Annotated in this window: 20 protein-coding genes; 8 read left to right on the top strand and 12 right to left on the bottom strand. The window is 73.3% G+C overall.

Annotated elements, in window-relative coordinates; translation table 11 throughout:
- Nucleotides 1–98 precede the first annotated feature (98 nt).
- Nucleotides 99–779, top strand: coding sequence for an RNA polymerase sigma factor (locus ACQEVB_RS40275; protein WP_432985060.1), 681 nt, complete (start codon nt 99–101; stop codon nt 777–779).
- The gene (locus ACQEVB_RS40270) at nt 776–1,618 is read left to right on the top strand and encodes an anti-sigma factor domain-containing protein (protein WP_432985057.1); all 843 of its coding nucleotides are present in this window, start codon (nt 776–778) and stop codon (nt 1,616–1,618) included. The genes ACQEVB_RS40275 and ACQEVB_RS40270 overlap by 4 nt, the downstream gene beginning before the upstream one ends.
- Before the next feature lie 251 nt (nt 1,619–1,869).
- On the opposite strand, the gene ACQEVB_RS40265 is transcribed toward ACQEVB_RS40270, so the two are convergent.
- The gene (locus ACQEVB_RS40265) at nt 1,870–4,029 is read right to left on the bottom strand and encodes a 2Fe-2S iron-sulfur cluster-binding protein (protein WP_432985054.1); all 2,160 of its coding nucleotides are present in this window, start codon (nt 4,027–4,029) and stop codon (nt 1,870–1,872) included.
- Nucleotides 4,030–4,100: 71 nt separating this feature from the next.
- On the opposite strand from ACQEVB_RS40265, the gene ACQEVB_RS40260 reads away from it, so the two are divergent.
- A complete protein-coding gene (locus ACQEVB_RS40260) occupies nt 4,101–4,721 on the top strand; it encodes a TetR/AcrR family transcriptional regulator (RefSeq protein ID WP_432985051.1) in 621 nt (206 codons plus the stop codon).
- A gap of 45 nt (nt 4,722–4,766) precedes the next feature.
- On the opposite strand, the gene ACQEVB_RS40255 is transcribed toward ACQEVB_RS40260, so the two are convergent.
- Both ACQEVB_RS40255 and ACQEVB_RS40250 read right to left on the bottom strand, forming a co-directional pair.
- Nucleotides 4,767–5,681, bottom strand: coding sequence for a hypothetical protein (locus tag ACQEVB_RS40255; protein WP_432985048.1), 915 nt, complete (start codon nt 5,679–5,681; stop codon nt 4,767–4,769).
- Between the two features lie 16 nt (nt 5,682–5,697).
- Nucleotides 5,698–6,585 (bottom strand): DUF6282 family protein, encoded by an 888-nt coding sequence (locus ACQEVB_RS40250; protein WP_432985045.1) that lies wholly within the window; start codon nt 6,583–6,585, stop codon nt 5,698–5,700.
- A 153-nt stretch (nt 6,586–6,738) separates the two neighbouring features.
- On the opposite strand from ACQEVB_RS40250, the gene ACQEVB_RS40245 reads away from it, so the two are divergent.
- Genes ACQEVB_RS40245 through ACQEVB_RS40230 form a run of 4 tightly spaced genes read left to right on the top strand, consistent with a single transcriptional unit; the run spans nt 6,739 to nt 10,551 of the window.
- Complete coding sequence (locus ACQEVB_RS40245) at nt 6,739–7,512, top strand: IclR family transcriptional regulator (RefSeq protein WP_432985042.1); 774 nt, start codon at nt 6,739–6,741, stop codon at nt 7,510–7,512.
- A 23-nt stretch (nt 7,513–7,535) separates the two neighbouring features.
- Entirely contained in the window at nt 7,536–8,879 is a 1,344-nt protein-coding gene (locus tag ACQEVB_RS40240) for an MFS transporter (RefSeq protein WP_432985039.1), read from the top strand.
- Nucleotides 8,876–9,799 (top strand): 3-keto-5-aminohexanoate cleavage protein, encoded by a 924-nt coding sequence (locus ACQEVB_RS40235; protein ID WP_432985036.1) that lies wholly within the window; start codon nt 8,876–8,878, stop codon nt 9,797–9,799. Before ACQEVB_RS40240 ends, ACQEVB_RS40235 begins: the two co-directional genes overlap by 4 nt.
- Before the next feature lie 8 nt (nt 9,800–9,807).
- The gene (locus ACQEVB_RS40230; protein ID WP_432985516.1) at nt 9,808–10,551 is read left to right on the top strand and encodes an SDR family NAD(P)-dependent oxidoreductase; all 744 of its coding nucleotides are present in this window, start codon (nt 9,808–9,810) and stop codon (nt 10,549–10,551) included.
- Nucleotides 10,552–10,586: 35 nt separating this feature from the next.
- Here ACQEVB_RS40230 and ACQEVB_RS40225 read toward each other — a convergent pair whose 3' ends face one another.
- The 6 genes from ACQEVB_RS40225 to ACQEVB_RS40200 all read right to left on the bottom strand — a co-directional run bounded on the left by ACQEVB_RS40225 (nt 10,587) and on the right by ACQEVB_RS40200 (nt 16,339).
- Complete coding sequence (locus tag ACQEVB_RS40225) at nt 10,587–11,453, bottom strand: dioxygenase (RefSeq protein WP_432985033.1); 867 nt, start codon at nt 11,451–11,453, stop codon at nt 10,587–10,589.
- Nucleotides 11,453–12,493, bottom strand: coding sequence for a 5-methyltetrahydropteroyltriglutamate--homocysteine methyltransferase (locus ACQEVB_RS40220; RefSeq protein WP_432985030.1), 1,041 nt, complete (start codon nt 12,491–12,493; stop codon nt 11,453–11,455). The genes ACQEVB_RS40225 and ACQEVB_RS40220 overlap by 1 nt, the downstream gene beginning before the upstream one ends.
- Complete coding sequence (locus tag ACQEVB_RS40215; RefSeq protein WP_432985027.1) at nt 12,490–13,461, bottom strand: zinc-binding dehydrogenase; 972 nt, start codon at nt 13,459–13,461, stop codon at nt 12,490–12,492. The genes ACQEVB_RS40220 and ACQEVB_RS40215 overlap by 4 nt, the downstream gene beginning before the upstream one ends.
- Before the next feature lie 94 nt (nt 13,462–13,555).
- Nucleotides 13,556–14,341, bottom strand: coding sequence for a citryl-CoA lyase (locus ACQEVB_RS40210; RefSeq protein ID WP_432985024.1), 786 nt, complete (start codon nt 14,339–14,341; stop codon nt 13,556–13,558).
- Complete coding sequence (locus ACQEVB_RS40205; RefSeq protein WP_432985021.1) at nt 14,334–15,488, bottom strand: CaiB/BaiF CoA transferase family protein; 1,155 nt, start codon at nt 15,486–15,488, stop codon at nt 14,334–14,336. Before ACQEVB_RS40205 ends, ACQEVB_RS40210 begins: the two co-directional genes overlap by 8 nt.
- A 47-nt stretch (nt 15,489–15,535) precedes the next feature.
- On the bottom strand, nt 15,536–16,339 hold the full coding sequence (locus ACQEVB_RS40200; RefSeq protein WP_432985018.1) for an IclR family transcriptional regulator domain-containing protein: 804 nt from the start codon (nt 16,337–16,339) through the stop codon (nt 15,536–15,538).
- A gap of 114 nt (nt 16,340–16,453) precedes the next feature.
- Between ACQEVB_RS40200 and ACQEVB_RS40195 the strand changes: the two genes are divergently transcribed.
- On the top strand, nt 16,454–17,890 hold the full coding sequence (locus ACQEVB_RS40195) for an amidohydrolase family protein (protein ID WP_432985015.1): 1,437 nt from the start codon (nt 16,454–16,456) through the stop codon (nt 17,888–17,890).
- Between the two features lie 46 nt (nt 17,891–17,936).
- Here the strand turns inward: ACQEVB_RS40195 and ACQEVB_RS40190 are convergent, their stop codons facing one another.
- The 3 genes from ACQEVB_RS40190 to ACQEVB_RS40180 form a co-directional block, all read right to left on the bottom strand.
- A complete protein-coding gene (locus ACQEVB_RS40190; RefSeq protein ID WP_432985012.1) occupies nt 17,937–18,302 on the bottom strand; it encodes a hypothetical protein in 366 nt (121 codons plus the stop codon).
- Nucleotides 18,303–18,825: 523 nt separating this feature from the next.
- Nucleotides 18,826–20,697, bottom strand: coding sequence for a S9 family peptidase (locus ACQEVB_RS40185; protein WP_432985009.1), 1,872 nt, complete (start codon nt 20,695–20,697; stop codon nt 18,826–18,828).
- Nucleotides 20,698–22,479: an N-acetylglutaminylglutamine amidotransferase gene (locus ACQEVB_RS40180; protein ID WP_432985006.1), complete on the bottom strand. Its 1,782-nt coding sequence runs from the start codon at nt 22,477–22,479 to the stop codon at nt 20,698–20,700.
- Between the last annotated feature and the right edge of the window lie 35 nt (nt 22,480–22,514).

The raw sequence follows: 22,514 nt of genomic DNA, 5'->3' as shown, positions 1-22,514 counted from the left end.
GGCTTCCGCACGACGGATCCGCGTTTGTGGCCGCCCCGCAGCGGTGAGGTGAACCGTTCCTGGGTCGTGGCCGAAAGCTCGAGGTGAGGACGCTGGTGATGGCTGGAGCCGACGAGTCGGACGGGGACGACCGAACCGATCGACCCGAGCCGGCGCGCCGCGTCGAGCAGCCGGCCGAGGATCTTCGCGGGCAGTCCGACGACGATCTGGTCGCCGACGTCGTCGACGGATCGCAGAGCGCGTTGGCCGCGCTGTACGACCGGTACAGCCGTCGCACCTACTCCCTGGCGCGCCGGCTGTGCGGTGACGACGGCCTCGCCGAGGAGGTCGTCCAGGAGGTCTTCCTGTCCTTCTGGAAGGCGCCGCACCGGTTCGATCCCGCCCGCGGGGCGTTCTCCACGTGGATCCTCACCCTCGTCCACCATCGGTCGGTCGACGCGGTCCGCCGGGAAGCGTCGGTCCGCCGGCACACCGTGCCGGCGACCGACGACGGGGAGGAGTGGTCGGCCGCCACGGGGCCCGGCGCCGACCAGGACGCGCTGGAGTCGCTGACCGCCGACGAGGTGCGCACGGCGCTGCGCGCACTGCCCGACGAGCAGCGCAGAGCCCTCTCGCTGGCCTACTTCGGCGGCTACACCCAGAGCGAGATCGCCGGCCTGACCGGTGCCCCCATCGGGACCGTGAAGTCCCGCATGTTCACCGGCATCAAGCGGCTGCGGGCCGTCCTCGAACCGCTGCTGGCCAGCACCGACACCACCACCGTTCGGGACGTCCGATGACCCAACCTGCCGATCCCCCGTGCCCGATCAACCCCGACGCAGCCGCGCTGGCGCTGCACGCGCTCGAACCCGAGGAAGAGATCGCCGTGCGCACGCACCTGCCGCACTGCCCCTCGTGCCAGGAGACCGTGCGCGCCACCGAGCTGGCCATGGCCGAGCTCGGCAGCTCCGTCCCGCAGCTCGATCCGCCTGCCCGACTGCGCGCCAGCATCCTGGCCGCAGCCGCGGCGACACCGCAGGAGGCACCGGACGACACCCCCCAGCTGCAGGGCCAGGACGGGTCGCTGCCGCGCCCGGGGGCCCGCCGAGAGCCGGCATCGCGACCCGCCGGCCGGGACGCCTCGGCCGCCCGTCCCAGCTCGACGCGGAACCGGCGCCGCATCGTCGCACTCGTCCTGGCTGCCGCGGTCGTCCTCGGGTTCGGCGGTGTCACCGCGTATGCGGTCCAAGCCCGCCAGGAACGCGACGCGCAGATCGCGCAGACCCAGGCGCTCGCCGAGCTCCTCGCGCGAGTGGCGCAGCCCGGCACCACCCGCGCCACGTTGAACACCCCCGCCGGGCAGACCGTGGCCGTGGTGGTGGCGTCGCCGGGCGGGGCCACGGTGGTCGCTGCCGGACTCGCCCCGAACGCGGCCGACCACAGCACCTACGTGCTGTGGGGCATCGACGGCAAGGGCTCGCACGCCGTTGCGGCCTTCGACGTCGTGCCCAGTACTGCCGCCTACCCACTGGCCGGGGTCGGCTCGGCGTACTCGGCCTACGCCATCTCCCTCGAACCCGGGCGGACCATGCCCGCCGTCGCCACCACCGTGGTCGCCAGCGGTCCCGCGCAGACCTGAGCAAGTGACTGAAACCGCGGTGAAAGCCGCTGCCACGACGCTGCGCGTGCAGGTTCAGCCACGTCAGGGGGCCGTCATGAACTGGTGCAGCACCCGCGGGCCCGACCGATTCGGCCCGGACCCCAAGGCGCCCGCCGAGGGCGCAGCGCTCGGCTGAGGACGCGGCACGCGGTCCCCCACGATCGACCGGGCCGTCGCCACGGGGCGTCGGCCGAGGTCTCGTGGTGTCGGCGCACACACGGGCACGCCGTTCACGGCGCCTGGACGTCCACCGTGACCGCGGAGAGCGGGCAGCCCACGCAGGTCAGGACGAAGCCGTCGGCTTCCTGCTCCGGCGTCAGGCAGTTCGGTCGGCTCATCACGACCTGACCGCTGCGCAGCCGCACCATGCACTCGCCGCAATTGCCGACGGTGCAGGAGAACGGCATCTCCAGCCCGGCCGCGAGGCCGGCGTCGAGCAGCGTCTGTCCGGGCTCGACCACCACCTCCCCGAGCGCGTGCTCCCCGTCCTGGACGACCATCGCCTGCGGAGCCGTGGATGCGTCGACCGGTCCGGTCGCGCTGGCGTAGCGCTCGAGGTGCACCTTCTCTTCTGGCACCCCGAGCTCGGCCAGGACCTGCCGGAACGTGTCCATCAGCCCGTCGGGCCCGCACGTGAGGTACCGGGTGTCCGCGGCCGGGCGCTGCTCGGCGAGCCAGCCGCGCAGGCGTGCCGCGTCGAGCCGGCCCTGCTCCTGCGTCAGGACGTGGGTGACGGAGAGCCGCTGCGGATGCCGCTCGGAAAGCCGGTGGAGCTCGTCGGCGAAGATGATCTCCTCGGCGGTCCGGCTGCTGTAGAGCAGCGCGACCCGGGCGTCCCCCGGCGCGGCGAGCACGGTGCGGATGATGCTCATCATCGGGGTGATGCCGCTGCCGGCGGCGACCAGCACGAGATCGTGGGATGCGGCCGGGTCGACGTGGAACGAGCCGGACGGTCCGCGCAGCGCCAGCCGGTCCCCGGCGCGCAGGCCGCGGTGCACGTGGGTCGAGAACCGGCCGCCGTCGACGAGCTTGACCGTGACCTCCAGCTGCGTCGCCCCCGCAGCCGACGACGCGGAGTACGCCCGACGCACCGGCCGCCCGGCGAGGTCGCCGGTCAGGGTGAAGAACTGCCCCGGCCGGAAGTCGAACGGCTGCGGGCGCCCGGCGTCCGCCAGGACCAGGGTGGCGGCGCTCGGCGTCTCCTGGCGCACGTCGACGATCCGGACCTGTCGTGGCGGGTTGTCCGTGGCCGGTGCGCCGGGGCGCGACCCGCCGATCTCGACGTCGTCGTACCCCTCCGCCGCCAGCTCGGAGCGGTAGCTGCTGTCGAGCACCCGGCGCAGCAGGCGGCCGATCCCGGGGACCCGCATGACGAGCCGCACCAGAGCCGCGGACACGCGCTTGCGCGACCGCGCCATCGTGCGGGCGAGGTGGGCGGCGGCCACCGCACCCATGTCCGGCGCGGTGGCCCGGTCCAGGTGCGTGGCGGGTGCCCAGACGCGCGACCGCGCGACGGCGTCGTTGCCGGTGATCTCGGCGTGCTCGACGTCGATGAGCAGCGCGGCGTGCGGTGGTGTGCCGCGCAGCGCGAGCGGCGCGAGCAGCTGCGGATCGTCGGTGATCGAGCCGCGCCCGCGGACGTGCAGCACGCCGGACCGACCAGGGACGAGCGCCGCGAACGACATCCGGTCGTCCCGCACGAGGTTGTGCAGGGTGTCCGCGCGCTTGTTCCCCTTGCGGTCCGGCAGGATCAGCGTGCGGTCGTCGAGGACGCGCACGACCTGCTGCCGGTCCCCGCGCGGGCTGGTGTCGCTGCCGCCCGCGTCGTCCCAGGAGGAGAGCGCGAGGAACGGCGCAGCTGCGACGAACTCCGCGATGCCGGGCGCGGCCAGTGGACCCGCGCCGTCGACCGGGGTCACCGGCTCGGCCGGGACGGGCGGCTGCCACAGCCGGGAACGGATGACGGCCTGCGCGCAGTGGACGTACGCCTCCTGCACGTCGACGACCGTCTCGGCGCCCTTCCGCCGGGTGACGGTGCCGTTGATGCGCAGCGTCTCCCCCACGCCCGGCACGAGGAACAGCAGCGACACCGGACCGTGCGCCGAGCCGTCGGGCAGCAGGAACGAGAACCGGGTCGGGGAGTGGACGCGCGCGAACCCCGGCGCGCCGCCAACGAAGGTGGTGCGACTGGTGCCGTCGGCGTCCCGGTAGCCGAGACCTGCGAGCGGGCTGTGCTCCAGCACGGCGCGGCAGCCCTCGTCGAGGACGTCGACCTGCTTCAGCGTGATGGCCGACATCGGGTGCCCGATGATCGCCTCGACCTCGTCGGCCGTCGTCAGCCGATGTGGGGTCTGGCCGAGCCCCGCGCTCATCGAGTGGTTCCGTCGCATGTCATAGCACTATTGTGAGCAATAGCTCAGATAGTGGAAACTCGCTTTTCCGATCACCCCCAGGAGGCCGTGTGGCACCGTCGGACCGACGCACCGCGCCACGTCGCAGGCCCCGTCAGGTGCGCGCCGAGCTCACCCGCGAGCGCATCCTCACCGCGGCTGCTCACGTTTTCGCCGAGCACGGCTACGCCGCCGGCACGACGAACCGCATCGCCGAGCGCGCCCGCATCTCGATCGGCTCCCTGTACCAGTACTTCCCCAACAAGGACGCGATCCTCGCCGAGCTGGCCGTCCAGCACATCGATCGCGGCCAGTGGACCGCCGCCGGCGACCTCGACCTCGCGCCGGGGACGCTGGAGGCGACCGTGCGGACCTTCGTCGAGGACGCGATCGGGAACCACAGGGACGATCCCCGGCTGCTCCGGCTGATGATCGAGGAGGCCGCGGTCTCCCAGGACGTGCTCGCGGCCATCGCACGCCACGAGAAGGTGCGCACCGCTCACGTCCGGGACGTCCTCGCCCGGCACCCGGACGTCGACGTCGGCGATCTCGACGTCGCCGCGGAGCTCGTCCTGTTCACCGTGGAGCTCAACACGCACAGGTTCATGGCCGCGGCACGCACCGTCGCCGTCGAGACGTTCGCGGACGAGCTGGTCGCGATGGTGACGCGCTACCTGCGCGGTGCCGGTTGACGCGTTCGCCCCACGTCCGCACCGTCGCGTCGCGCAACTCCGCGATCACGCGCCAGACGCAGCGGGCGCCGGGTACTCGTCAGCGTTGAGGACCCACCCCGGCTGCGCGGAGAAGTCCGCCCGCGGACCCGCGAAGATGTCGATCAGCTGGTTGCGCCCGGCCCCGACCGCCTCCGTGGTGTGCACGGTCGGCGGCGGGATGATCGTCAGCGACGGGCTGCCGACGGTGACGTGCTCGTCCTCCCGCCAGGTGGCGGCGTCGGTGCCCCACGGCGTGCGGATGTGGTGGACGAACTCGCCCTCGACGGCGAGGGAGAGCTGCTCGAAGTCGTCGTGGTGGTGCGGGGAGAGCTTCGAGCGGTCCCGCGGGCCGTCGTGGTGGTCCAGGAAGTTGACCATGAAGGACCGGGACCGGAAGATCCGGCCGAACCGTCCGGGCTCCGCGCGGACCTCGGCGAGCGGGTAGATCCGCAGCGCGGCGCCGCCCGGTGGCTCCGGCCACGGCACCGGTGGCGCGACGTTCGGGTGCGCGACGGCGTAGGAGTCGCGGTTGCGGGCGCGGTCGGCCCACGCCGTGCCGCTCTCCACGAGCCGCACCAGGTCGCCCGCACCGAGCGCGGTGATCTCGCACGGTCCGGGCGAGACGATCACGACTCCGCGACCGTGCAGGGTGCCTTCCCCGGCGGAGGTGACGAAGCGCGCCGCCGACGAGTCGTGGGCGAGGATCACCACCTGCTCGGAGTCGAGGTCGGTGGGTTCGAGCGCGTCCCCGGCAACGGGCCGCACGTGGACCACGACGGCGTTCTGCGCCCTGGTGATCCACGTGCGGCTGCCGGCATCGCTGATCTCGTCGGGCGCGAGCCGGGTGAAGTCGTGGTACTCCGGCGCTGCGACGTCGCCGGCCGGGCGCTGTGCTGCGGGTGCGACCAGCGTCGCCCGCGGATCGGACGGGTCGTACACGGTGAACCTCCCTGGATCAGTCCAGCCCGAGCAGGTAGCTGGGGTTGTCGCGCACCATCCGGCGCAGGTCCTTCTCGGGCAGCCCCAGGTCGAGCAGGGCGCCGGCGACGCGCAGGAAGCCGTCGACGGGTGGCGGGTTGTTGTGCTGGCCCATGTCCGAGGCCAGCACGGTGTGCTCGGGGCCGATCCGCTCGATCCACTCCAGCAGCGAGCGCGGATCCCACCGCATGGCGGCCTCGGGGTCGTACATCACGATCTCGTGCTCGATGAACGCGCCGAGCCGCACGTACTCCAGGCACTGCTCGGGCTCGGCCCCGATGACGAAGTTGGGGTGGCTGATGATCATGCGGCGCAGTCCGCGGGCCCGCCCGGCCTCGAAGAGCTGCCGGATGCTGTCGGGGTGCAGGTGCCCGGCCGACATCAGGGCGCCGGTCTCGTCGATGATGTCGAGGATCTCGTGCACCTCCGGCTTGAGCTCGCCGTCCGCGCCCGCGATGTCGATGCGGTCGACCGTCAGCGGCACCGTGGCCGTCGGGAAGTGGTCGCCCTCGGGATGGCAGTCGATGTGCCGCCCGGAGGAGATCGTCGGGAACCAGACGACCCGCCCGCCCATGTACAGCGACATCCGCACGGCGTGCGGGTTCAGCCCGCCCACCATGCTGTTGAGGGCGATCCCGCCGAAGACCTCGGTGCTGACCTCCGCCAGCCGCCCGGACATCGCGAGCAGGTCCATGACGGTGTTGTGGTGGTGGGACTTGGCGACCATCGCCCGCATCCCGAGCCGTTCCGCCCCGTCCCGGGCGGCCTCGACGTGGTCGAAGCGGCGGGGGAACGGGCTGGGCCCGGAGTGGCAGTGGAGGTCCACCAGGCCGTGCAGGGCGCGGGCGACAGCGGTGTCGGTCATCAGCTCTCCTCGGCTTGTGTTCACATTCCAGAGTGTGAGTTCACGATCCGATCGTCAAGTCCGACTCGTCCAGGCTTGTGCGACGGGAACGAGCTCGCTACGGTTCGCTCGGTTCGAATCGCGAACATCTCGTTCACAAACGGTGGTGGCCAGGTGGCAGAGTTCGACGCGCCCGATCCCGCGGGCGAGCCCGCGGAGATCCAGTCGGTGAGCAGGGCCGCCCAGGTGCTGGGGCTCTTCACCCCGGCGACCCCGGAGATCACGGCGAGCGAGGCCGCCGAACGGCTCGGCCTCAACCGCACGACGGCCTACCGCTACTGCACGTCGCTCGTGGCCGCGGGGCTGCTCGAGCGGGGGATGGAGGCCGGTTCCTTCGTGCCGGGCGGCCTCCTGCTGCAGGTGGGCGCTTTCGCGCTGGGGCGGCGCAAGGTGGTCGACCTGGCTCCGCCGTTCCTGCGCGAGCTGTCCGCGCGCAGCCACCTCACCGCGGTGCTCAGCCTCTGGGGATCGACCGGTCCGGTCGTCACCCGCGTCGAGGAGGACAGCACCCGGGCAGCGCTGGTGACCGTGCGGGTCGGTGCCCAGCTGCCGTTCGACACGGCGCAGGCACAGGTCTTCCTCGCCTTCCACCGCGACCAGCTCGCCATGGGACGGCTGCTCGGCAATCTCCCCGTGGCGGAGCGGGACCGCATCTCCGGCGCGCTCGTCCAGGTCCGGCAGCGCGGCTTCGCGTTCGCCACCGACGTCGCCGGCATCGTCGCGGTCGGCGCACCGGTGTTCGACGAGCACGGCATCTGTGCGGCGGTGGCCGGCGTCGGCACCGACCGCACGGTCTCGACCTCACCCGATTCCGCCACCGTGCGCGCGGTGCTCGACACGGCCCGCGCGCTGTCGAAGGAGATGGGTGCCGAGAGCACCTCCACCTAGCGATCACATCCGAGAGGACGACGATGTCCGATCTCCCCCACCCCGACGGTGACAGTGCGAAGGCCCGCGCGGCCGTCCGCGCCGGCGTGCTCGCCTACTTCGTCGACCAGTTCGACATCTACCTGCCGATCATCGCGCTGGCGCCGGCCACGGCCTACTTCCAGTCCGCCAACCTCGATCCCGGCACCTCCGCCATCCTCACGGCCCTGGTGTTCGCCTCGACGCTGATCGCCCGACCGCTCGGCGCGGCCGTGTTCGGCCACTTCGCCGACACCACCGGCCGCAAGAAGACGACGCTGGTCGCGGTCGCCGGCTTCGGCGTGACCACGCTGCTGATCGCGTGCCTGCCCGGCTACGCGACGATCGGGCTGTGGTCCGTCGGGCTGCTCATCGCGCTGCGGTTCGTCGACGGCTTCTTCCTCGGCGGCGAGTACACGACGGCCGTGCCGCTGGCGATGGAGTGGAGCCCCCGGCACCGGCGAGGGTTCATCGGCGGGGTCATCACATGCACCTCCCCGGGGGCCTACTCGCTCATCGCGGGGATCACGCTGGTGCTCCTGCAGTTCATCCCCGCCGGCAGCCCGGACTCGCCGTACGCGCAGTGGGGCTGGCGCATCCCGTTCGTGGTGGGTGCGCTGCTCGCGGCCGTGCTGTTCCGGCAGTACCAGCGGCAGGTCGAGGAGCCGCCGACCGAGCGCACCGCGAAGGGTGCCCGGCTGCCGCTCGGGGAGCTGCTCACCGGCCGGCACCGTGGCGCACTGTGGCAGGTGTTCGTGCTGATGAGCGGCGTGTGGCTGGCCAACAACATGACGAGTGCGGTGCTGCCCGGCCTGCTCGTCTCGCAGCTGCACCTGAGCAGCACCCAGGTCAGCGTGATCATGCTCGTGGCGATGGCGATCGTCTCGGCCTCGTTCCCGCTGTACGGGCTGCTGTCGCAGCGCGTCGGACGGCGCCCGTTCTACGTCGGCTTCGGGATCGCCATGGCCGTCGTCGGCGCCGGGGCGTACGCGGTGCTCACCACCACGCGGCCGCCGTTCGCCGGCGCGCTCGTCCTCGCGGCGGTGATCGGGGTGGCCACCCTCGGGTCCTTCGGGCCGATCGCGGCGTACCTCACCGAGCGGTTCCCGTCGGCCGTCCGCGCCAGCGGCTACGGCGTCGGCTACAGCCTCGCGCTGATCGTGCCCGCTTTCTACGCCTTCTACCTCAGCGGGCTCGCCGCGATCCTGCCCGCGGCGCTCGGGCCCGTCGCGCTCCTCGTCCTCGCCGGGCTGCTGGTCACGGCCGGCGCGCTCGCCGGCCCGGAGACACGAGACGTCGACATGCGCGACGCGGAGCACCGCACGGCATCGCCGCAGGAGATCCGGTGAAGGCGATCATCAGCTGCGCGGTGACGGGCTCGATCCACACGCCGAGCATGTCTCCGGCCCTGCCCGTCACCCCGGACGAGATCGCGCAGCAGTCGATCGACGCGCACCGCGCGGGGGCGGCGATCCTGCACCTGCACGCGCGCGACCCGCGCACCGGCCGGCCCAGCGGTGATCCGGCGCTCTTCGGCGAGTTCCTCCCGAAGATCACCGCAGAGACCGACGCGGTCGTCAACATCACCACCGGTGGCAGCACGGACATGCCGATCGAGGACCGGCTCGCCGCCGCGCGCGCCCACGCGCCGGAGCTGGCGTCGCTGAACATGGGCTCGATGAACTTCGTGTTCGACGGCGCCGCCGACCGGGTCACGTCGTGGCGGCACGACTGGGAAGAGCCCTACGTGCGCGGTTCGCGCGACCGGATCTTCGCCAACACGTTCGCCCAGATCGAACGGACCGTGCGCGAGCTGGGCGACGGACTGGGCGTGCGGTTCGAGTTCGAGTGCTACGACGTCGGCCACCTCTACACGCTGGCCCACTTCGCCGACCGCGGGCTGGTGCGTCCGCCGCTGCTCGTCCAGGCGATCTTCGGGGTGCTCGGCGGCATCGGTGCCGACCTCGACAACTTCCGGCACATGGCGACCATCGCCGACCGCCTCTTCGGCGCCGACCACCAGCTCTCCTGCTTCGCCGCCGGCCGCCACCAGATGCGCTTCGCGATCGCTGCGGCCATCGCCGGTGCCCACGTGCGGGTCGGCCTCGAGGACAGCCTGTACCTGGAGCGCGGCCGGCTCGCCACCAGCAACGCGGAGCAGGTGGAGAAGGTGGTGCGCATCCTGCGCGAGGTCGGGCGCGAGATCGCCACCCCCGCGGAGGTGCGCGCGATGCTGCACCTGCGCGGACATCGAGAGGAGACCGAGTGACTGCCGGGATGCTCGACGGCAAGGTGATCCTGATCGTCGGCGCGAGCACGGGCATCGGCGCCGACGCCGCCCGGCTCTTCGCGCGGGAGGGCGCCGCGGTCGTGCTGGCCGCCCGCACCGAGAAGACGCTCGCCGACCTCACCGACGAGCTCGTCGCCGCAGGCCACGACGCCGTCCACGTCAGCGGCGACGTCGCCGCGGGCGCCGACGTCGCGGCGTTCGTCGACGCCGCGCTGGCCCGCCACGGCCGGCTCGACGGCGCGTTCAACAACGCGGCGATGAACCAGTACGGGCGCCTCGACGAGGTCGCCGAGGCCGACTTCGACCGCATCATGGCGGTGAACGTCAAGGGCACCTGGCTGTGCCTGCGCGAGGAGATCCGCGCGATGCGCGAGCGCGGCGGATCGATCGTCAACACCAGCAGCATCGGCGGCTTCCGCGGCAACACCGGCCTCGGCGCCTACCAGGCCACCAAGCACGCGGTCATCGGGCTGACCCGCACCGCGGCGCACGACAACGGCCCGCTCGGCATCCGCGTGAACGCCGTCGCCCCCGGCCCCACCGAGACCCCGATGCTGGCGGCGTGGCGCGACGGCGACCCGGACGGGGTCGCCCGTCGGCTGGCCGCCGTCCCGCTGCGCAGGGCCGGGACCACCACCGAAGTGGCGGAGGCGGCGGCGTGGCTGCTCAGCGACCGCGCGAGCCAGGTCAGCGGCGTCGTGCTGCCCGTCGACGGCGGGCTCACCGCCTGAGCCGGGGCCGCGCCCGTCCGAGCGGCCGACGCCGGTCAGGACCCGTCGACGGCCTGCACCACGAAGTCGTAGCGGGCCTCCAGCCACGGCACCTCGGAGCTGCCGCCGTCGGGCGTCGGCCCGGCGGGTCGCTCGTCGAAGCGGACGACCAGCTCTTCCTTGACTCCGAAGACCACGTCGCTGTCGAGGTACTGCGCGCCCTCGCGGAACAGGTGCGTCACGAGCGGTTCGTAGCCGGGCTTCGTGACGATGAAGTGCACGTGGGCGGGCCGGTAGTGGCTGATCGGGGTCTGCGCGATGAGCTCCCCCACCGGCCCGTCGACGGGGATGCTGTAGCCCAGCGGGGCCACGGTGCGCACGCAGTAGCCGCCGTCGTCACCGGTGGTGTACTTCGCCCGCAGCCGCGCCTCCGACACGTCGAGCTGCGCCTCGTACATGCCCTCGTCGTCGGCCTGCCACACGTCCAGGACGGCGCCGGCGACCGGCTTCCCGTCGAGGTCGCGGACGGTGCCGTGGACGAACAGCGGGGTGCCGGGGATGCCGGCCGCCATGTCGGCGCCTGCCTCGAGCTCCGGGGAGCCGTCGATGTGGAAGGGGCCGAGCACCGTGGCCGGGGTGGCGGCGGGATCGAACGCGTGGTTGAGCTGCACGACGAGCATCGACAGGCCGAGCACGTCGGAGGCCAGGATGAACTCGGCACGCTTCTCGTCGCTGATCTGCCCGGTGGCGGTGAGCCACTGCATCGCGGCCAGCCACTCCTCCTCGGTGAGGTGCACCTCGCGGGCGAAGTCGTGCAGGTGCCGCACCAGCGCGCGCATGATCTCCGCCAGCCGCGGGTCGTGGGCGCTGCCCCACCGCTCGACGGCCAGCTCGGTGATGTTCTCCTCGGTGACGAGCTGCATCAGCTGTCCTCCAGTTCCGCTCTCAGCACGGCCGCCGCACCGGCCATGGCGCGCATCTTCCCCTCCGCGGACTCCCGCGGCAGGTACTTCATCCCGCAGTCCGGTGCGATGACCAGCGCCGACGGGTGGGTGTACCGGAACGCCCGCCGCACCCGGTCGGCGACCACGTCGACGGGCTCGACGGCGGTGTCGGACAGGTCGATCACGCCCAGCACCACCGTCTTGCCGGCGAGGTCGGCGAGCACGCCGAGGTCGAGGCCGGACTGCGCGGTCTCGATGGAGATCTGGTCGGCCGGGCAGCCGGCCAGCTCCGGCAGGAACGAGTAACCGGCCGGCCGCTCGTGCACGAGCGCGGCGTAGCCGAAGCACAGGTGCACCGCGGTCGTGCCGGAGATCCCGTCGAGGGCGGCGGTGACGGCGGCGAGCCCGAACGCGCGGGCGTCGTCCGGGCGGGCCTGCAGGTACGGCTCGTCGATCTGGACGATGTCGGCGCCGGCGGCGAAGAGGTCGCGGATCTCCGCGTTGACCAGCGCCGCGTACGCCATGGCGACCGCCTCCGGGTCGCCGTAGTGCTCGTCGGCGGACAGCTGGGTCATCGTGAACGGGCCCGGCACCGTGATCTTGACGGCGCGGTCGGTGCGCCTGCGCAGGAACTCCAGGTCGCGCACCTGCACCGGCGACGGCCGGTGCAGCGGCCCGACGATCCGCGGCACCGGGGCCGGCGTGCCGGAGCGGCTGATCACCGTGCCGGGGTGGTCGAGGTCGATGCCGTCCAGCGCGGTGGCGAAGTGGTTGGAGTAGCTCTCCCTGCGGATCTCGCCGTCCGTGACGATGTCGAGCCCGGCCCGTTCCTGGGTGCGGATCGCGACCTCGGTGGCGTCGTCCTGGGCCTCGGCGAGGTGCTCGGGCGCGGGCCGCCACAGCTCCCGGGCGCGCACCCGCGGGGGTTGGCGGCCCGACAGCTGGGCGCGGTCGATCAGCCAGTCCGGCTGCGGAGCGCTGCCCACCAGCGATGTAGGCAGCACGGGCAGGCCCGTCATGCCGGCACCAGCACGGTGCGGGCGGCGGCCGTCCACACGTCGGCGACGGAGGTGAGCGGCGCCTGCGCGTACTCGACGGTGAGCCGGCCGGCGGCGGCCAGCTCGGCGACGCGGGTGATGGCGGCGTGGCGCTGCTCGGCGCTCAGCTCGTTGTTGGTGTAGCCGCTGATCTGCAGGGACCGGCTGCGCAGCGTCGCGGAGTCGATGGGCGCGGTCTCGGCGGCGGCGCTGCCGAGGTTGACCAGGCGCCCGCCGGGGCGCAGCACGCGCAGCGCGGCCGCGGCGGCGACCCCGAACACCGGGTCGAGCACGAGGTCGACGGGCTCCCCGCACGCCTCGCGCAGCTCAGTGGCCAGCTCGGCGACCTCGGCCGGGCCGTCCGGCAGCGCGGCCACGGCGTCGGCGCCGAGCCGGAGCGCCCGGTCCCGGGCGGCCTGCGACCGCGCGGCCGCCACCACCCGGCCCGCGCCCGCGGCCCGGGCCAGCTGCACGGCCGCCTGCCCGACGATCCCGCCCGCACCGAGCACGAGCACGTGTTCGCCGGCGGCGAGCCCGCCGCGCCAGGTCAGCGCCATCTCCGCGGCCACGGCCGACAGCCCCAGCGCGGCGACCAGCACCGGGTCGGCCCCGTCCGGCAGCGGCACCACGTCCTGCTCGGCCGCGGTGGCGCGGGTGCGCATGCTGCCGTCACCGGGAGCCATGCCGGCCGAGGTGGCGAACCAGACCGGGGTGCCGGGCAGGATCCGCCCGACCCCCCGCTCCACCACCCCGACGCCCTGGACACCCGGCACGTACGGCACCGCGGGACGGCCGAAGTACGACGTGCCGGACGCGCACAACCGGTCGAGCGGCGTGATCGGCGCGGCCGTGACGGCGATCAGCAGCTCGCCCGGGCCCGGCTCGGGCTCGACCGCGTCGCCATGGCGCGGCGGCTCACCCGGGACGTGGACGAGGGCGGCGGAGTTCACGAGCACTCCCGAATCGACGTCACACACCTAGTGCGGTCCTCACACATGCTGCAACATGTGTGCGGACCACACTCGGTGTGTGACGTGGGCGGGGTCATGTCCACGGCTCCGGGGACCTCGGCATGCTGCTCGCCTCCACCTCGTCGTAGATCTGCCGGGCCACGGGGTGGCGCATCTCCTCCGCCAGTTGGCCGATCAGGCCGGCCGTGCGAGCCAGCAGGGCGAAGCCGCGCAGCAGCGGGATCGGCAGGCCCAGGTCGGCCAGCGCCGCGCCGCACACCCCGGCCCCGTTGAGCGGCAGCGTGCGACCGAGCACCTCGTGGTGCACCCGGCCGATCGCGCTGAACAACTGCAGGTGCGGCCCGACCAGGCCCTCCTCCGCGGCGATCGCGAGCAGCCGCGGGGTGCGCGGATCGCCCTCCTTGTGCACGGGGTGCCCGAGCCCGGGCACGAACGCGCCGGCCGCCCGACGCTCCCGGACGGTGGCGAGCGCGAGTGCGTCCCAGCCGGCGTCGTCGGTCGGCAGCTCGCGGTCGCGCAGCACGCCGTGCAGGAACGTGCCGCAGTCCTCGGTGACGCCCAGGAACCGGGAGCCCCCGCCGAGCAGCCCCGCCGCCAGCGCGCCCTGGATCGAGTCGGGAGCCGACAGGTACGTCAGGCGGGTCGCGATCGCGGTCGGGGTGAAGCCGTGGTCGGCCAGCGCGGCGAGCACGGCCTCGAACACCCGCACCTGCCCGCGCGTCGGTCGCTGCTGGGTGGCCAGCCAGAAGGCCAGCTCGCCGAAGCCCACGCTGCCCATCACGTCGTCGGCCAGGTCCTGGCCGAGCAGTGTGATCGTCCGCAGCTCGGACGCGCCGAGCGCGGTGGGGTACTCAGGCATCGGCGTCCCCTGCCAGCCACTTCCGCAGCTCGACGCCGTGCTCGTCGAGCTCCGGCGGGGGCAGCTCGTAGCGGGCGGGGGTGGCGGAGTACGTGATCGGGTGCCGGGCCATCGGCACCGCCCGCGAACCCTCACCCACCTCGACGACGGGGTCGAGCCCGAACTGCTCGGCCGCGGCGAAGCCGCCGTCGATCGTGTTGATCGGACCGGCGGGCACCCCGGCGGCGACGAGCAGCTCGAACCACTCCCCCGCGCCGCGGGCGGCGAGTGCCTCGACGAGCAGCGGCCGCAGCTCCTCGCGGTTGGCGGTGCGGTCGGCGTTGCGCAGGAACCGCGGGTCGTCCGCCACCGCGGGGATGCCCAGCACCTCGCACAGCTTGCGGAACTGGCCGTCGTTCGCGGCGGCGACGATCAGGTCGCGGTCGGCCGTCGGCAGCGGCTCGTACGGGAAGACGCTCGGGTGCGCGTTGCCCATCCGGTAGGGCACCACCCCGCCGGCCACGTACGCGGAACTGTGGTTGACCAGGCCCGACAGCGCCGACGACAGCAGCGCGATCTCGAGGTGCTGGCCCTCGCCGGTGGCGTCGCGGTGCCGCAGCGCGGCCAGGATGCCGATCACCGCGTCCTTGCCGGCCATCACGTCGAACACCGAGATCCCGGCGCGGAACGGGGGGCCGTCGGGGTCGCCCGTGAGGCTCATCAGGCCCGACATGGCCTGCACCATCAGGTCGTAGCCGGGCACGTGCGCGCCGGCGCCCGCACCGAACCCGCTGATCGACGCGTAGACCGAGCGCGGGTTCGCCGCGAGCACGGACCCGGCGTCGAGGCCGTAGCGGGCGAGCGCGCCCGGGCGGAAGTTCTGGATCATCACGTCGGCGCGGCGGGCCAGCTCGCGGCCCAGCGCGGCGTCCTCGGGATGGCGCAGGTCCAGCGCGATCGAGCGCTTCCCGCGGTTGATGCCCAGGTAGTACGTCGAGGTCGTGCCGCGGGTGGGCGGGGTCCAGGTGCGCGTCTCGTCGCCCTGAGGGGACTCGACCTTCACCACGTCGGCGCCCATGTCGGCCAGCAGCATGGTCGCGTAGGGCCCGGCGAGCACCCGGGAGAAGTCGGCGACGAGCACGCCGGACAAGGGTCCCGGGGAAGTCATCCTGCTCCTTGCGTTCGTCAGGCGGACAGTTGTCCGTCATCGTGATCCTACGACGCCACCGTCACGTGCGGCACCGTCTCCAGGCGCGCGAAGTCCGCGCTGATGTCGCCCGCCACCTGCAGCAGCAGCGGCAGGTGCTCGTCGAGCAGCTTCTCGACCGGCGTCTCGGCGGCGTGGGTGTTGACGTTGATGCCGGCGATGACGCGGCCGCTGCCGTCACGCAGCGGGGCGGCGACCGAGCGGATGCCGGCGGCCAGCTCCTGGTCGGTGAGCGCCCAGCCGCGGGCGCGGACGTCACGCAGCTCGGCGTCGCGGGTCGCCCGGTCGGGCACCCGTACCGGCACCAGCCCGGAGCGCGACGGCTCGGCCAGCACCCGGTCGACCTCCTCGGCGGGGAGCGCGGCGAGCTGCACCTTGCCCAGCGACGTCGGCAGCGCCGGGAACCGGGTGCCGATCTGCACCACCAGCGCGACGATCTTCGGCACGGACACGCGGGCCACGTAGACGATGTCGGAGCCGTCGAGCTGGGCGATGGAGCACGACTCGTTGGTGCGCGCCACGAGCCGCTCCATGTGCGGCCGCGCGACGTCCCACAGCCCGAGCGAGCGGGTGTAGGCGACGCCGAGGTCGAGCACCCGCGGGGTCAGCGCGAACCCGCGCTCGCCCGCGCGCACGTACCCCAGCTCGACGAGGGTGAGCAGGATCCGGCGCGCCGTCGGGCGGGCGAGCCCGGTGGCCGTCGCGACCTCGGCCAACGTCATCGACGGGCGGCCGGGCCGGAAGGCGGTGATCACCTCCAGCCCGCGGGCGAGGGCCTCGATGAAGTCCGGGCCGGTCCCCGCTCTCGGCATCGACGTTCCCCCTTCGGCCCAACAGGCGCACACCGCCCTTGACACGGACCGTACCGCAGTCGAGAGTCCGTGACCGTCACGCGGACGTGTGTCCGATACTTCTGGAGGTGCTCGATGACCGAGTCCGGACGTCCGGTGGTGCTGCGCGGCGGGTTGGTACTGACCATGGACGACGCGCACACCGTCCTCCCCGACGCGGACGTGCTCGTCGTCGGCGACCGGATCGAGGAGGTCGGCGCGAGCCTCGCCGTGCCCGAAGGCACCGAGGAGATCGACGCGCGCGGCGGCGTCGTCATGCCGGGCATGATCGACACCCACCGGCACATGTGGCAGACCGCGATGCGCGGCTACGGCGCCGACTGGACGCTCACGCAGTACTTCGTCTGGTACTACCTCGAGTCCGGGAAGCACTTCCGGCCGCAGGACGTGCGCGCCGGCAACCTGCTCGCCGCGCTGGAGGCGGTCGACGCCGGCGTCACGACGTGCGTCGACTGGTCGCACGGCCTGCAGACCCTCGACCACGCCGAGGCCGCCGTCGACGCGTTGCGCGCGGTGCCCGGCCGGTTCGTCCTCGCCTACGGCAACATCCAGCAGGGCCCGTGGGAGTGGTCGGCGTCGCCGGACTTCCAGGCCTTCGCCAAGCGCCTGATCGACGCGCGCGACGACATGCTCGGCTTCCAGATGGCCTTCGACGTGACCGGCGACCCGGAGTTCCCCGAGAAGAAGGCCTACGAGGTGGCGCGCGAGCTCGGCGTCGCCGTCACGACCCACGCCGGGGTGTGGGGCGCCACCAACGACGACGGCATCCGGCTCGCGCACGAGGCCGGGTTCCTCGACGAGTCCAGCATCTTCGTGCACGCCGCCACGCTCTCGGCCGACTCCTACCACCGCATCGCCGCGACCGGCGGCTCCGTGTCGATGGCGACCGAGAGCGAGCAGAGCGCCGGCCAGGGCTACCCGCCCAGCTGGGTGCTGCGCACGCACGGCATCCCCGTCTCGCTGTCGATGGACACGAGCGTGTGGTGGAGCGGCGACCTGTTCTCCGCGATGCGCACCACGCTGGGCGCCGACCGGGCGCGCGAGCACATGGACGCGCACGCCAAGGGCGACACGGTCACCGCGCACCGGCTGCGCGCCGAGCACGTCGTCGACTGGGCCACCCGCGGCGGGGCGAAGGCCCTGGGGCGCGACCACGAGCTGGGCAGCCTGGAGCGCGGCAAGAAGGCCGACGTCGTGCTGCTGCGCAACGACGCGTCGCCGGTGTCGTTCCCGATCCTGCACCCGTACGGGCACGTCGCGTTCCAGGCGCAGCGCGGCGACGTGCACACCGTGCTGGTGGACGGTCGGATCGTGAAGCGCGATGGACGGCTGGTTGACGCCGATCTGGCGGCGGCGCGGGCGGCCGTCGAGGACACCGTCGACCACCTGCGCGCGACGCTCGGCGAGGAGGCCTGGCGGCAGGGCATGCACCCGGAGGTGCCGGCGACCGCGCTGCTCGACAACCCGTACACGTACACGACGTACGGCACGGCAGCCACCCACGGGGGCTGACGGCCGACGGGAGCAGCCACGCGCCGATCCGTCTTCGCGGAGCGTCCTACGAGTACACGGCGGTCGCGCGGAAGCCGAAGTCCGGGACCTGGCCCCCGGACGGGACCGGTGCCATGGCGCCGCGGCACGTCGCCGTGCCGTTCTCGTAGGTGATCGCCTCGGCGAAGACGACCCGGGCCTCGGACCTGTTGATCGCGGACTGGCGCCAGCCGATCGCACCCGTCGCGATGGCTCGGCAGCCGCCGCGGGGGGTGATCGGCTCGAAGGAGCCCTGGTAGCCGGGCTCGGAGAAGGAGCAGACGATGCCGTCCTGGCAGGCCGGCTCTGCCGCGGCGGGAACGGCGGTCGCGACGGTTGCCGCGAGCATCACCACGACCGAGGCGCCGGCGACGATCGTCGATCGGACGGACATGCGAACCTCCGAGATGGGGAGCCGGCCTCGACGCGACGACGCTAGGGCGACCCGCTAACGGGGGACTAAATCGCGCGCCTACCCCGAGGGCGACCGGTCCGCCGTTCGGCGTCCAGGACCGGTGGTCCACCCGCGTCTTCGATACTTCGCAATTTCCTGCAGCCTCATCCGAGAGCGACGTCCGGCGGCCGGTCTGGCTCGATCACTGTGCGCTCACCGACCAGACCGCCCGTTGCCGAGGAAACACGATGCCGCTCCCCCGATCAGCTGCCCGGACCGAGTTGCCTGCACCCGATCGGCGCGGGCCGCGCAGTGCGACACCAGCCCGGCTGGCCATGATCACGCTCACCGCCGGTGCCGTCCTGTTCGCAGCCCTCGCAGCGCTGGGCGGCGTCATGCGGTGCGCGGCGGCCCACCGCCAACCGGAACACGCAGAGCGCGCCACCCGTGCCGACCAGCGCGTGTCGACAGGGTGAGCACCGCTCCTGCCGCCGTCGGAACCCACGCGGTGGCCTCGTAGGGTTCAGGCCGTCTGCTCGCCCGTCTCCCGCAGGTGCGCCGTCACCCAACCGACGACCTCGCGGACGAAGAGCGCGCGGTTCCCGCTGTCGTGCACCTCGTGGCCCTCGTCGGGGAACAGCAGGAGGCGCGGCGCCTGCCCGTGGGCGCGCAGGGCCTGGAGGATCCGCTCGGCCTCGCCGAGCGGGACGTTGGTGTCGTGCGCGCCGTGCACGACGAGCAGCGGGGCGGCGATCCGGTCGGCCCGGTGCAGCGGCGAGAGCTGTCGCAGCAGCCCGGCGTCGGTGCCCGGATCGCCGTACTTCGTGGTGGCCGCGTCGGCGATCCACGGCTCGGTCTCGGCGAAGAACGTCGCGAAGTCGCTGATGCCGCACACGTCCACGCCGACGGCGAACAGCTCGGGGAAGTCGGCGAGCGCCTCCAGGGTCAGGTACCCGCCGTAGGAACGGCCGGCCACCCCGACGCGGCACGGATCGGCCAGCCCCGATCCGGTCAGGAACGCGACGGTGGCGCGGACGTCGGTGATCGCGACGAACCGGCGCTCCCGGTCGTCGGCGGTGGCGAAGCGCCGCCCGTACCCGCCCGAGCCGCGCACGTTCGGCGCGAAGACCGCGATGCCCTCGGCCACGAGCGCCTGGAAGAGCGGCTGCCACACCGGCCGTTCCTGCGCCTCCGGGCCGCCGTGCAGCCAGACGAGCGTCGGCAGGGCGCCGAGCGCGCCGCGTGGGCGGAACAGCCAACCGGCGATCCGCAGGCCGTCCTCGGCGAGGTAGGTGTGCAGCGTCGGTTCGACGAGCGCGCCCGCGCCCGGCGGCACCGGGGGCACGACCGCGGTGTGCTCGGCGGCCAGCTCGGCGTCGCCGCCGACGGCCACCCGGGTGATCCGCGGGGTGGTGGCCGGCCCCTCCGACGCCACGAGCAGCGATGACCCGTCCCGCGCGAACGCCATGGACGTGACCACCTGACCCGGGGCGCCGGGCACCGGGCGCAGCAGCCCCGACCGCAGGTCGAGCAGCTCGACCTCGCTGCGCCCCTCGACGTTCCACACCAGCGCCGCCCGCGCGCCGTCGGGATCGAGGCTCACGGAGTCGAGATCGTCGTCGGCGCGCTCGGCGATCGGGTACACCGCCGACACCGATGAGCCCCGCACCGTGACGGCGAGCAGGGCCGGCCGGTCGCCGCCGGCGTCGGTGTGCACGTAGAGCTGGCCGCCGGTCACGGCGAACCGCGCGTCGGCCACGGAGACCTCGCCACCGGGGACGAGATCGGTGCGCCGGCCCGACCGCAGGTCCACCAGCTCCAGCGAGCGCGTGCCGCGTCGGCCGTGCCGGACGACGGCGTGCCGCGCCTCGCCGTCGATCGCGCACACGTGCGCGGCGGGGCCGGTCGCGACCGCCGTCGAGGTCCCGTCGCGCAGGTCGTAGAGGAACGCCTGACCGTCTCCGTGGTCCTCGGTGTAGAGCGTGAGGCCGAGGTGGTGGCCGTTGGGCGCCCAGGCACCGAGCGTGACAGCGGCTGCGCCGGAGCCGACTCGCCGCGTGGCGCCGGTGTCGGGGTCGACGAGGAGCACCCGGGTGCGTTCGCCGCCGGACGGGGCGACCTGGCACGCCAGCCATGCCCCGTCCGGGGACCAGGAGACGGCCGTGACGTCGGAGTCCGCCGTGACGGGGGCGGCGGGCACCAGCACCGGGCCGGTCGCCGGCAGCGGTGCGACCCACACCCGGGGGCGCCCGTCGCGGTCGCTGATCCACGCGACGCGCCTGCCGTCGGGAGAGGGCGCAGGGCGGTGGTGCACGGCGGCGGACAGGCCGTGGTGCTCCCGGACGTTGTGCTCGCCGCGCAGCCGGGCCACCCGGCGTTCGCTCAGGCCCGCCATTCAGATCCCCCTCTCCTGCAGCCACATCTCCAGCAGTGCTACCTGCCACAACGCGTTCGAGCCGAGGTTGGTTCGCGTGGTGTTCGGATCGGCGAGCATCGCGTCGATCCAATCCCGGCGCACCATGCCGCGGTCCTTGGCCCGCGGGTCGGTCACGGCGTCGCGCACCCGGTCGAGGAACGGGCCCTCGAGCTGGCGGATCGCCGGCACCGGGAAGTACCCCTTCGGCCGGTCGATCACGGCGTCGGGCACGACCCCGCGGGCCGCGTCCTTCAGCACGCCCTTGCCGCCGTGGGCGAGCTTCAACTCCGGCGGGCACGCCGCCACCAGCTCGACGAACTCGTGGTCCAGGAACGGTACCCGCGCTTCCAGCCCCCACGCCATCGTCATGTTGTCGACGCGCTTCACCGGGTCGTCCACCAGCATGACGGTGGAGTCGATGCGCAGCGCGGCGTCGAGCGCGTCCTCGGCTCCGGGCACCGCGAAGTGCTCGGCGATGAACGCCCTGCTCGGGTCGTCGTCGAGCATCCACTCGGGTTCGAGGATCTCGGCCATCGACGCGTGCGTGCGGTCGGTGAACACCTTCGCGTACTCGACGGCGGCCCGGTCGCGCGGCACGCCCGCGAGCGGCGGGTACCAGTCGTAGCCGGCCAGCACCTCGTCGGCGCCCTGCCCGGACTGGACGACCTTCACCGACCGCGACACGTCCTCCGACAGCAGGTGGAACGCCACGCAGTCGTGGCTCACCATCGGCTCGGCCATCGCCGCGATCGTCGCGTCGACCGCCGGCAGCATGCGCTCCGGCTCGACGAGGATCTGGTGGTGGTCGGTGCCGAACTCGCGGGCGACGATGTCGGAGTAGGCGAACTCGTCGCCCTGCTCGCCCCCGGAGGCCCGGAACCCGACGCTGAACGTCTTCAGGCCGTGCTGGCCCTCATCGGCCAGCAGCGCCACCACGAGCGACGAGTCGATGCCGCCGGACAGCAGCACGCCGACCGGCACGTCGGCCACCATGCGCCGGCGCACGGCCGTGCGCAGGGACTCCCGCACCGCGTCGGTCCAGTCGGCAGCGGTCCAGCCGGCGCGTGCGGGATCGCGCACGTGCTGCGGCCGCCAGTACACCTCCTCCGTCGACGTGCCGTCCGGTTCGATCTCCCGCACGGTCGCCGGCGGCAGCTTGCGCACGCCCGCGAGGATCGTCCGCGGCGCCGGGACCACCGAGTGGAACGACATGTAGTGGTGCAGCGCGACCCGGTCGATCGAGGTGTCGACCCGGCCGCCGGCCAGCAGCGCGGGCAGCGAGCTGGCGAACCGCAGCCGGCCCGTCGTCTCGGCAAGGTAGAGCGGTTTGATGCCGAGCCGGTCGCGGGCGAGCGTGAGCCGGCCGGTCGCGTGCTCGGCGACGGCGAAGGCGAACATCCCGAGGAAGCGCTGCACGCACGCGGTGCCCCAGTGCCGGAACGCCTTGAGCACGACCTCGGTGTCGGACGTCGAGAAGAACCGGTAGCCCGCGGACTCCAGCTCGGCGCGCAGCTCCCGGTAGTTGTAGACGCAGCCGTTGAACACCACGGAGAGCCCGAGCTCGGCATCGACCATGGGCTGGGCGCCGCGCTCCGACAGGTCGATGATCTGCAGCCGGCGGTGACCCAGCGCGATCGCGCCCCGGGCGTACACGCCCTCCGCGTCCGGACCGCGGCGGTGCATCTCCGCGGTCATCCGCGCGACCCCCGCGATGTCGGGGGGTGTTCCGTCGAAGCGGACCTCGCCCGCGATGCCGCACATCCCCCGAGTGGACGACGGCGAACCCGCCCGGCGCA

The organism is Pseudonocardia sp. CA-107938 (assembly GCF_050936315.1).
Taxonomy (GTDB): domain Bacteria; phylum Actinomycetota; class Actinomycetes; order Mycobacteriales; family Pseudonocardiaceae; genus Pseudonocardia.
The sequence above is the reverse complement of the archived record's forward strand: the minus strand, read 5'-3'. Positions and strand labels throughout refer to the sequence as shown.

Excerpts from the sequence above, each read along its gene's own strand:
- ACQEVB_RS40275 (WP_432985060.1), top strand. The coding sequence starts at position 99 with ATGGCTGGAGCCGACGAGTCGGACGGGGACGACCGAACCGATCGACCC.
- ACQEVB_RS40270 (WP_432985057.1), top strand. The coding sequence starts at position 776 with ATGACCCAACCTGCCGATCCCCCGTGCCCGATCAACCCCGACGCAGCC.
- ACQEVB_RS40265 (WP_432985054.1), bottom strand. The coding sequence starts at position 4,029 with ATGCGACGGAACCACTCGATGAGCGCGGGGCTCGGCCAGACCCCACAT.
- ACQEVB_RS40250 (WP_432985045.1), bottom strand. The coding sequence starts at position 6,585 with ATGACCGACACCGCTGTCGCCCGCGCCCTGCACGGCCTGGTGGACCTC.
- ACQEVB_RS40240 (WP_432985039.1), top strand. The coding sequence starts at position 7,536 with ATGTCCGATCTCCCCCACCCCGACGGTGACAGTGCGAAGGCCCGCGCG.
- ACQEVB_RS40230 (WP_432985516.1), top strand. The coding sequence starts at position 9,808 with ATGCTCGACGGCAAGGTGATCCTGATCGTCGGCGCGAGCACGGGCATC.
- ACQEVB_RS40225 (WP_432985033.1), bottom strand. The coding sequence starts at position 11,453 with ATGCAGCTCGTCACCGAGGAGAACATCACCGAGCTGGCCGTCGAGCGG.
- ACQEVB_RS40220 (WP_432985030.1), bottom strand. The coding sequence starts at position 12,493 with ATGACGGGCCTGCCCGTGCTGCCTACATCGCTGGTGGGCAGCGCTCCG.
- ACQEVB_RS40210 (WP_432985024.1), bottom strand. The coding sequence starts at position 14,341 with ATGCCTGAGTACCCCACCGCGCTCGGCGCGTCCGAGCTGCGGACGATC.
- ACQEVB_RS40205 (WP_432985021.1), bottom strand. The coding sequence starts at position 15,488 with ATGACTTCCCCGGGACCCTTGTCCGGCGTGCTCGTCGCCGACTTCTCC.
- ACQEVB_RS40200 (WP_432985018.1), bottom strand. The coding sequence starts at position 16,339 with ATGCCGAGAGCGGGGACCGGCCCGGACTTCATCGAGGCCCTCGCCCGC.
- ACQEVB_RS40195 (WP_432985015.1), top strand. The coding sequence starts at position 16,454 with ATGACCGAGTCCGGACGTCCGGTGGTGCTGCGCGGCGGGTTGGTACTG.
- ACQEVB_RS40190 (WP_432985012.1), bottom strand. The coding sequence starts at position 18,302 with ATGTCCGTCCGATCGACGATCGTCGCCGGCGCCTCGGTCGTGGTGATG.
- ACQEVB_RS40185 (WP_432985009.1), bottom strand. The coding sequence starts at position 20,697 with ATGGCGGGCCTGAGCGAACGCCGGGTGGCCCGGCTGCGCGGCGAGCAC.
- ACQEVB_RS40180 (WP_432985006.1), bottom strand. The coding sequence starts at position 22,479 with ATGTGCGGCATCGCGGGCGAGGTCCGCTTCGACGGAACACCCCCCGAC.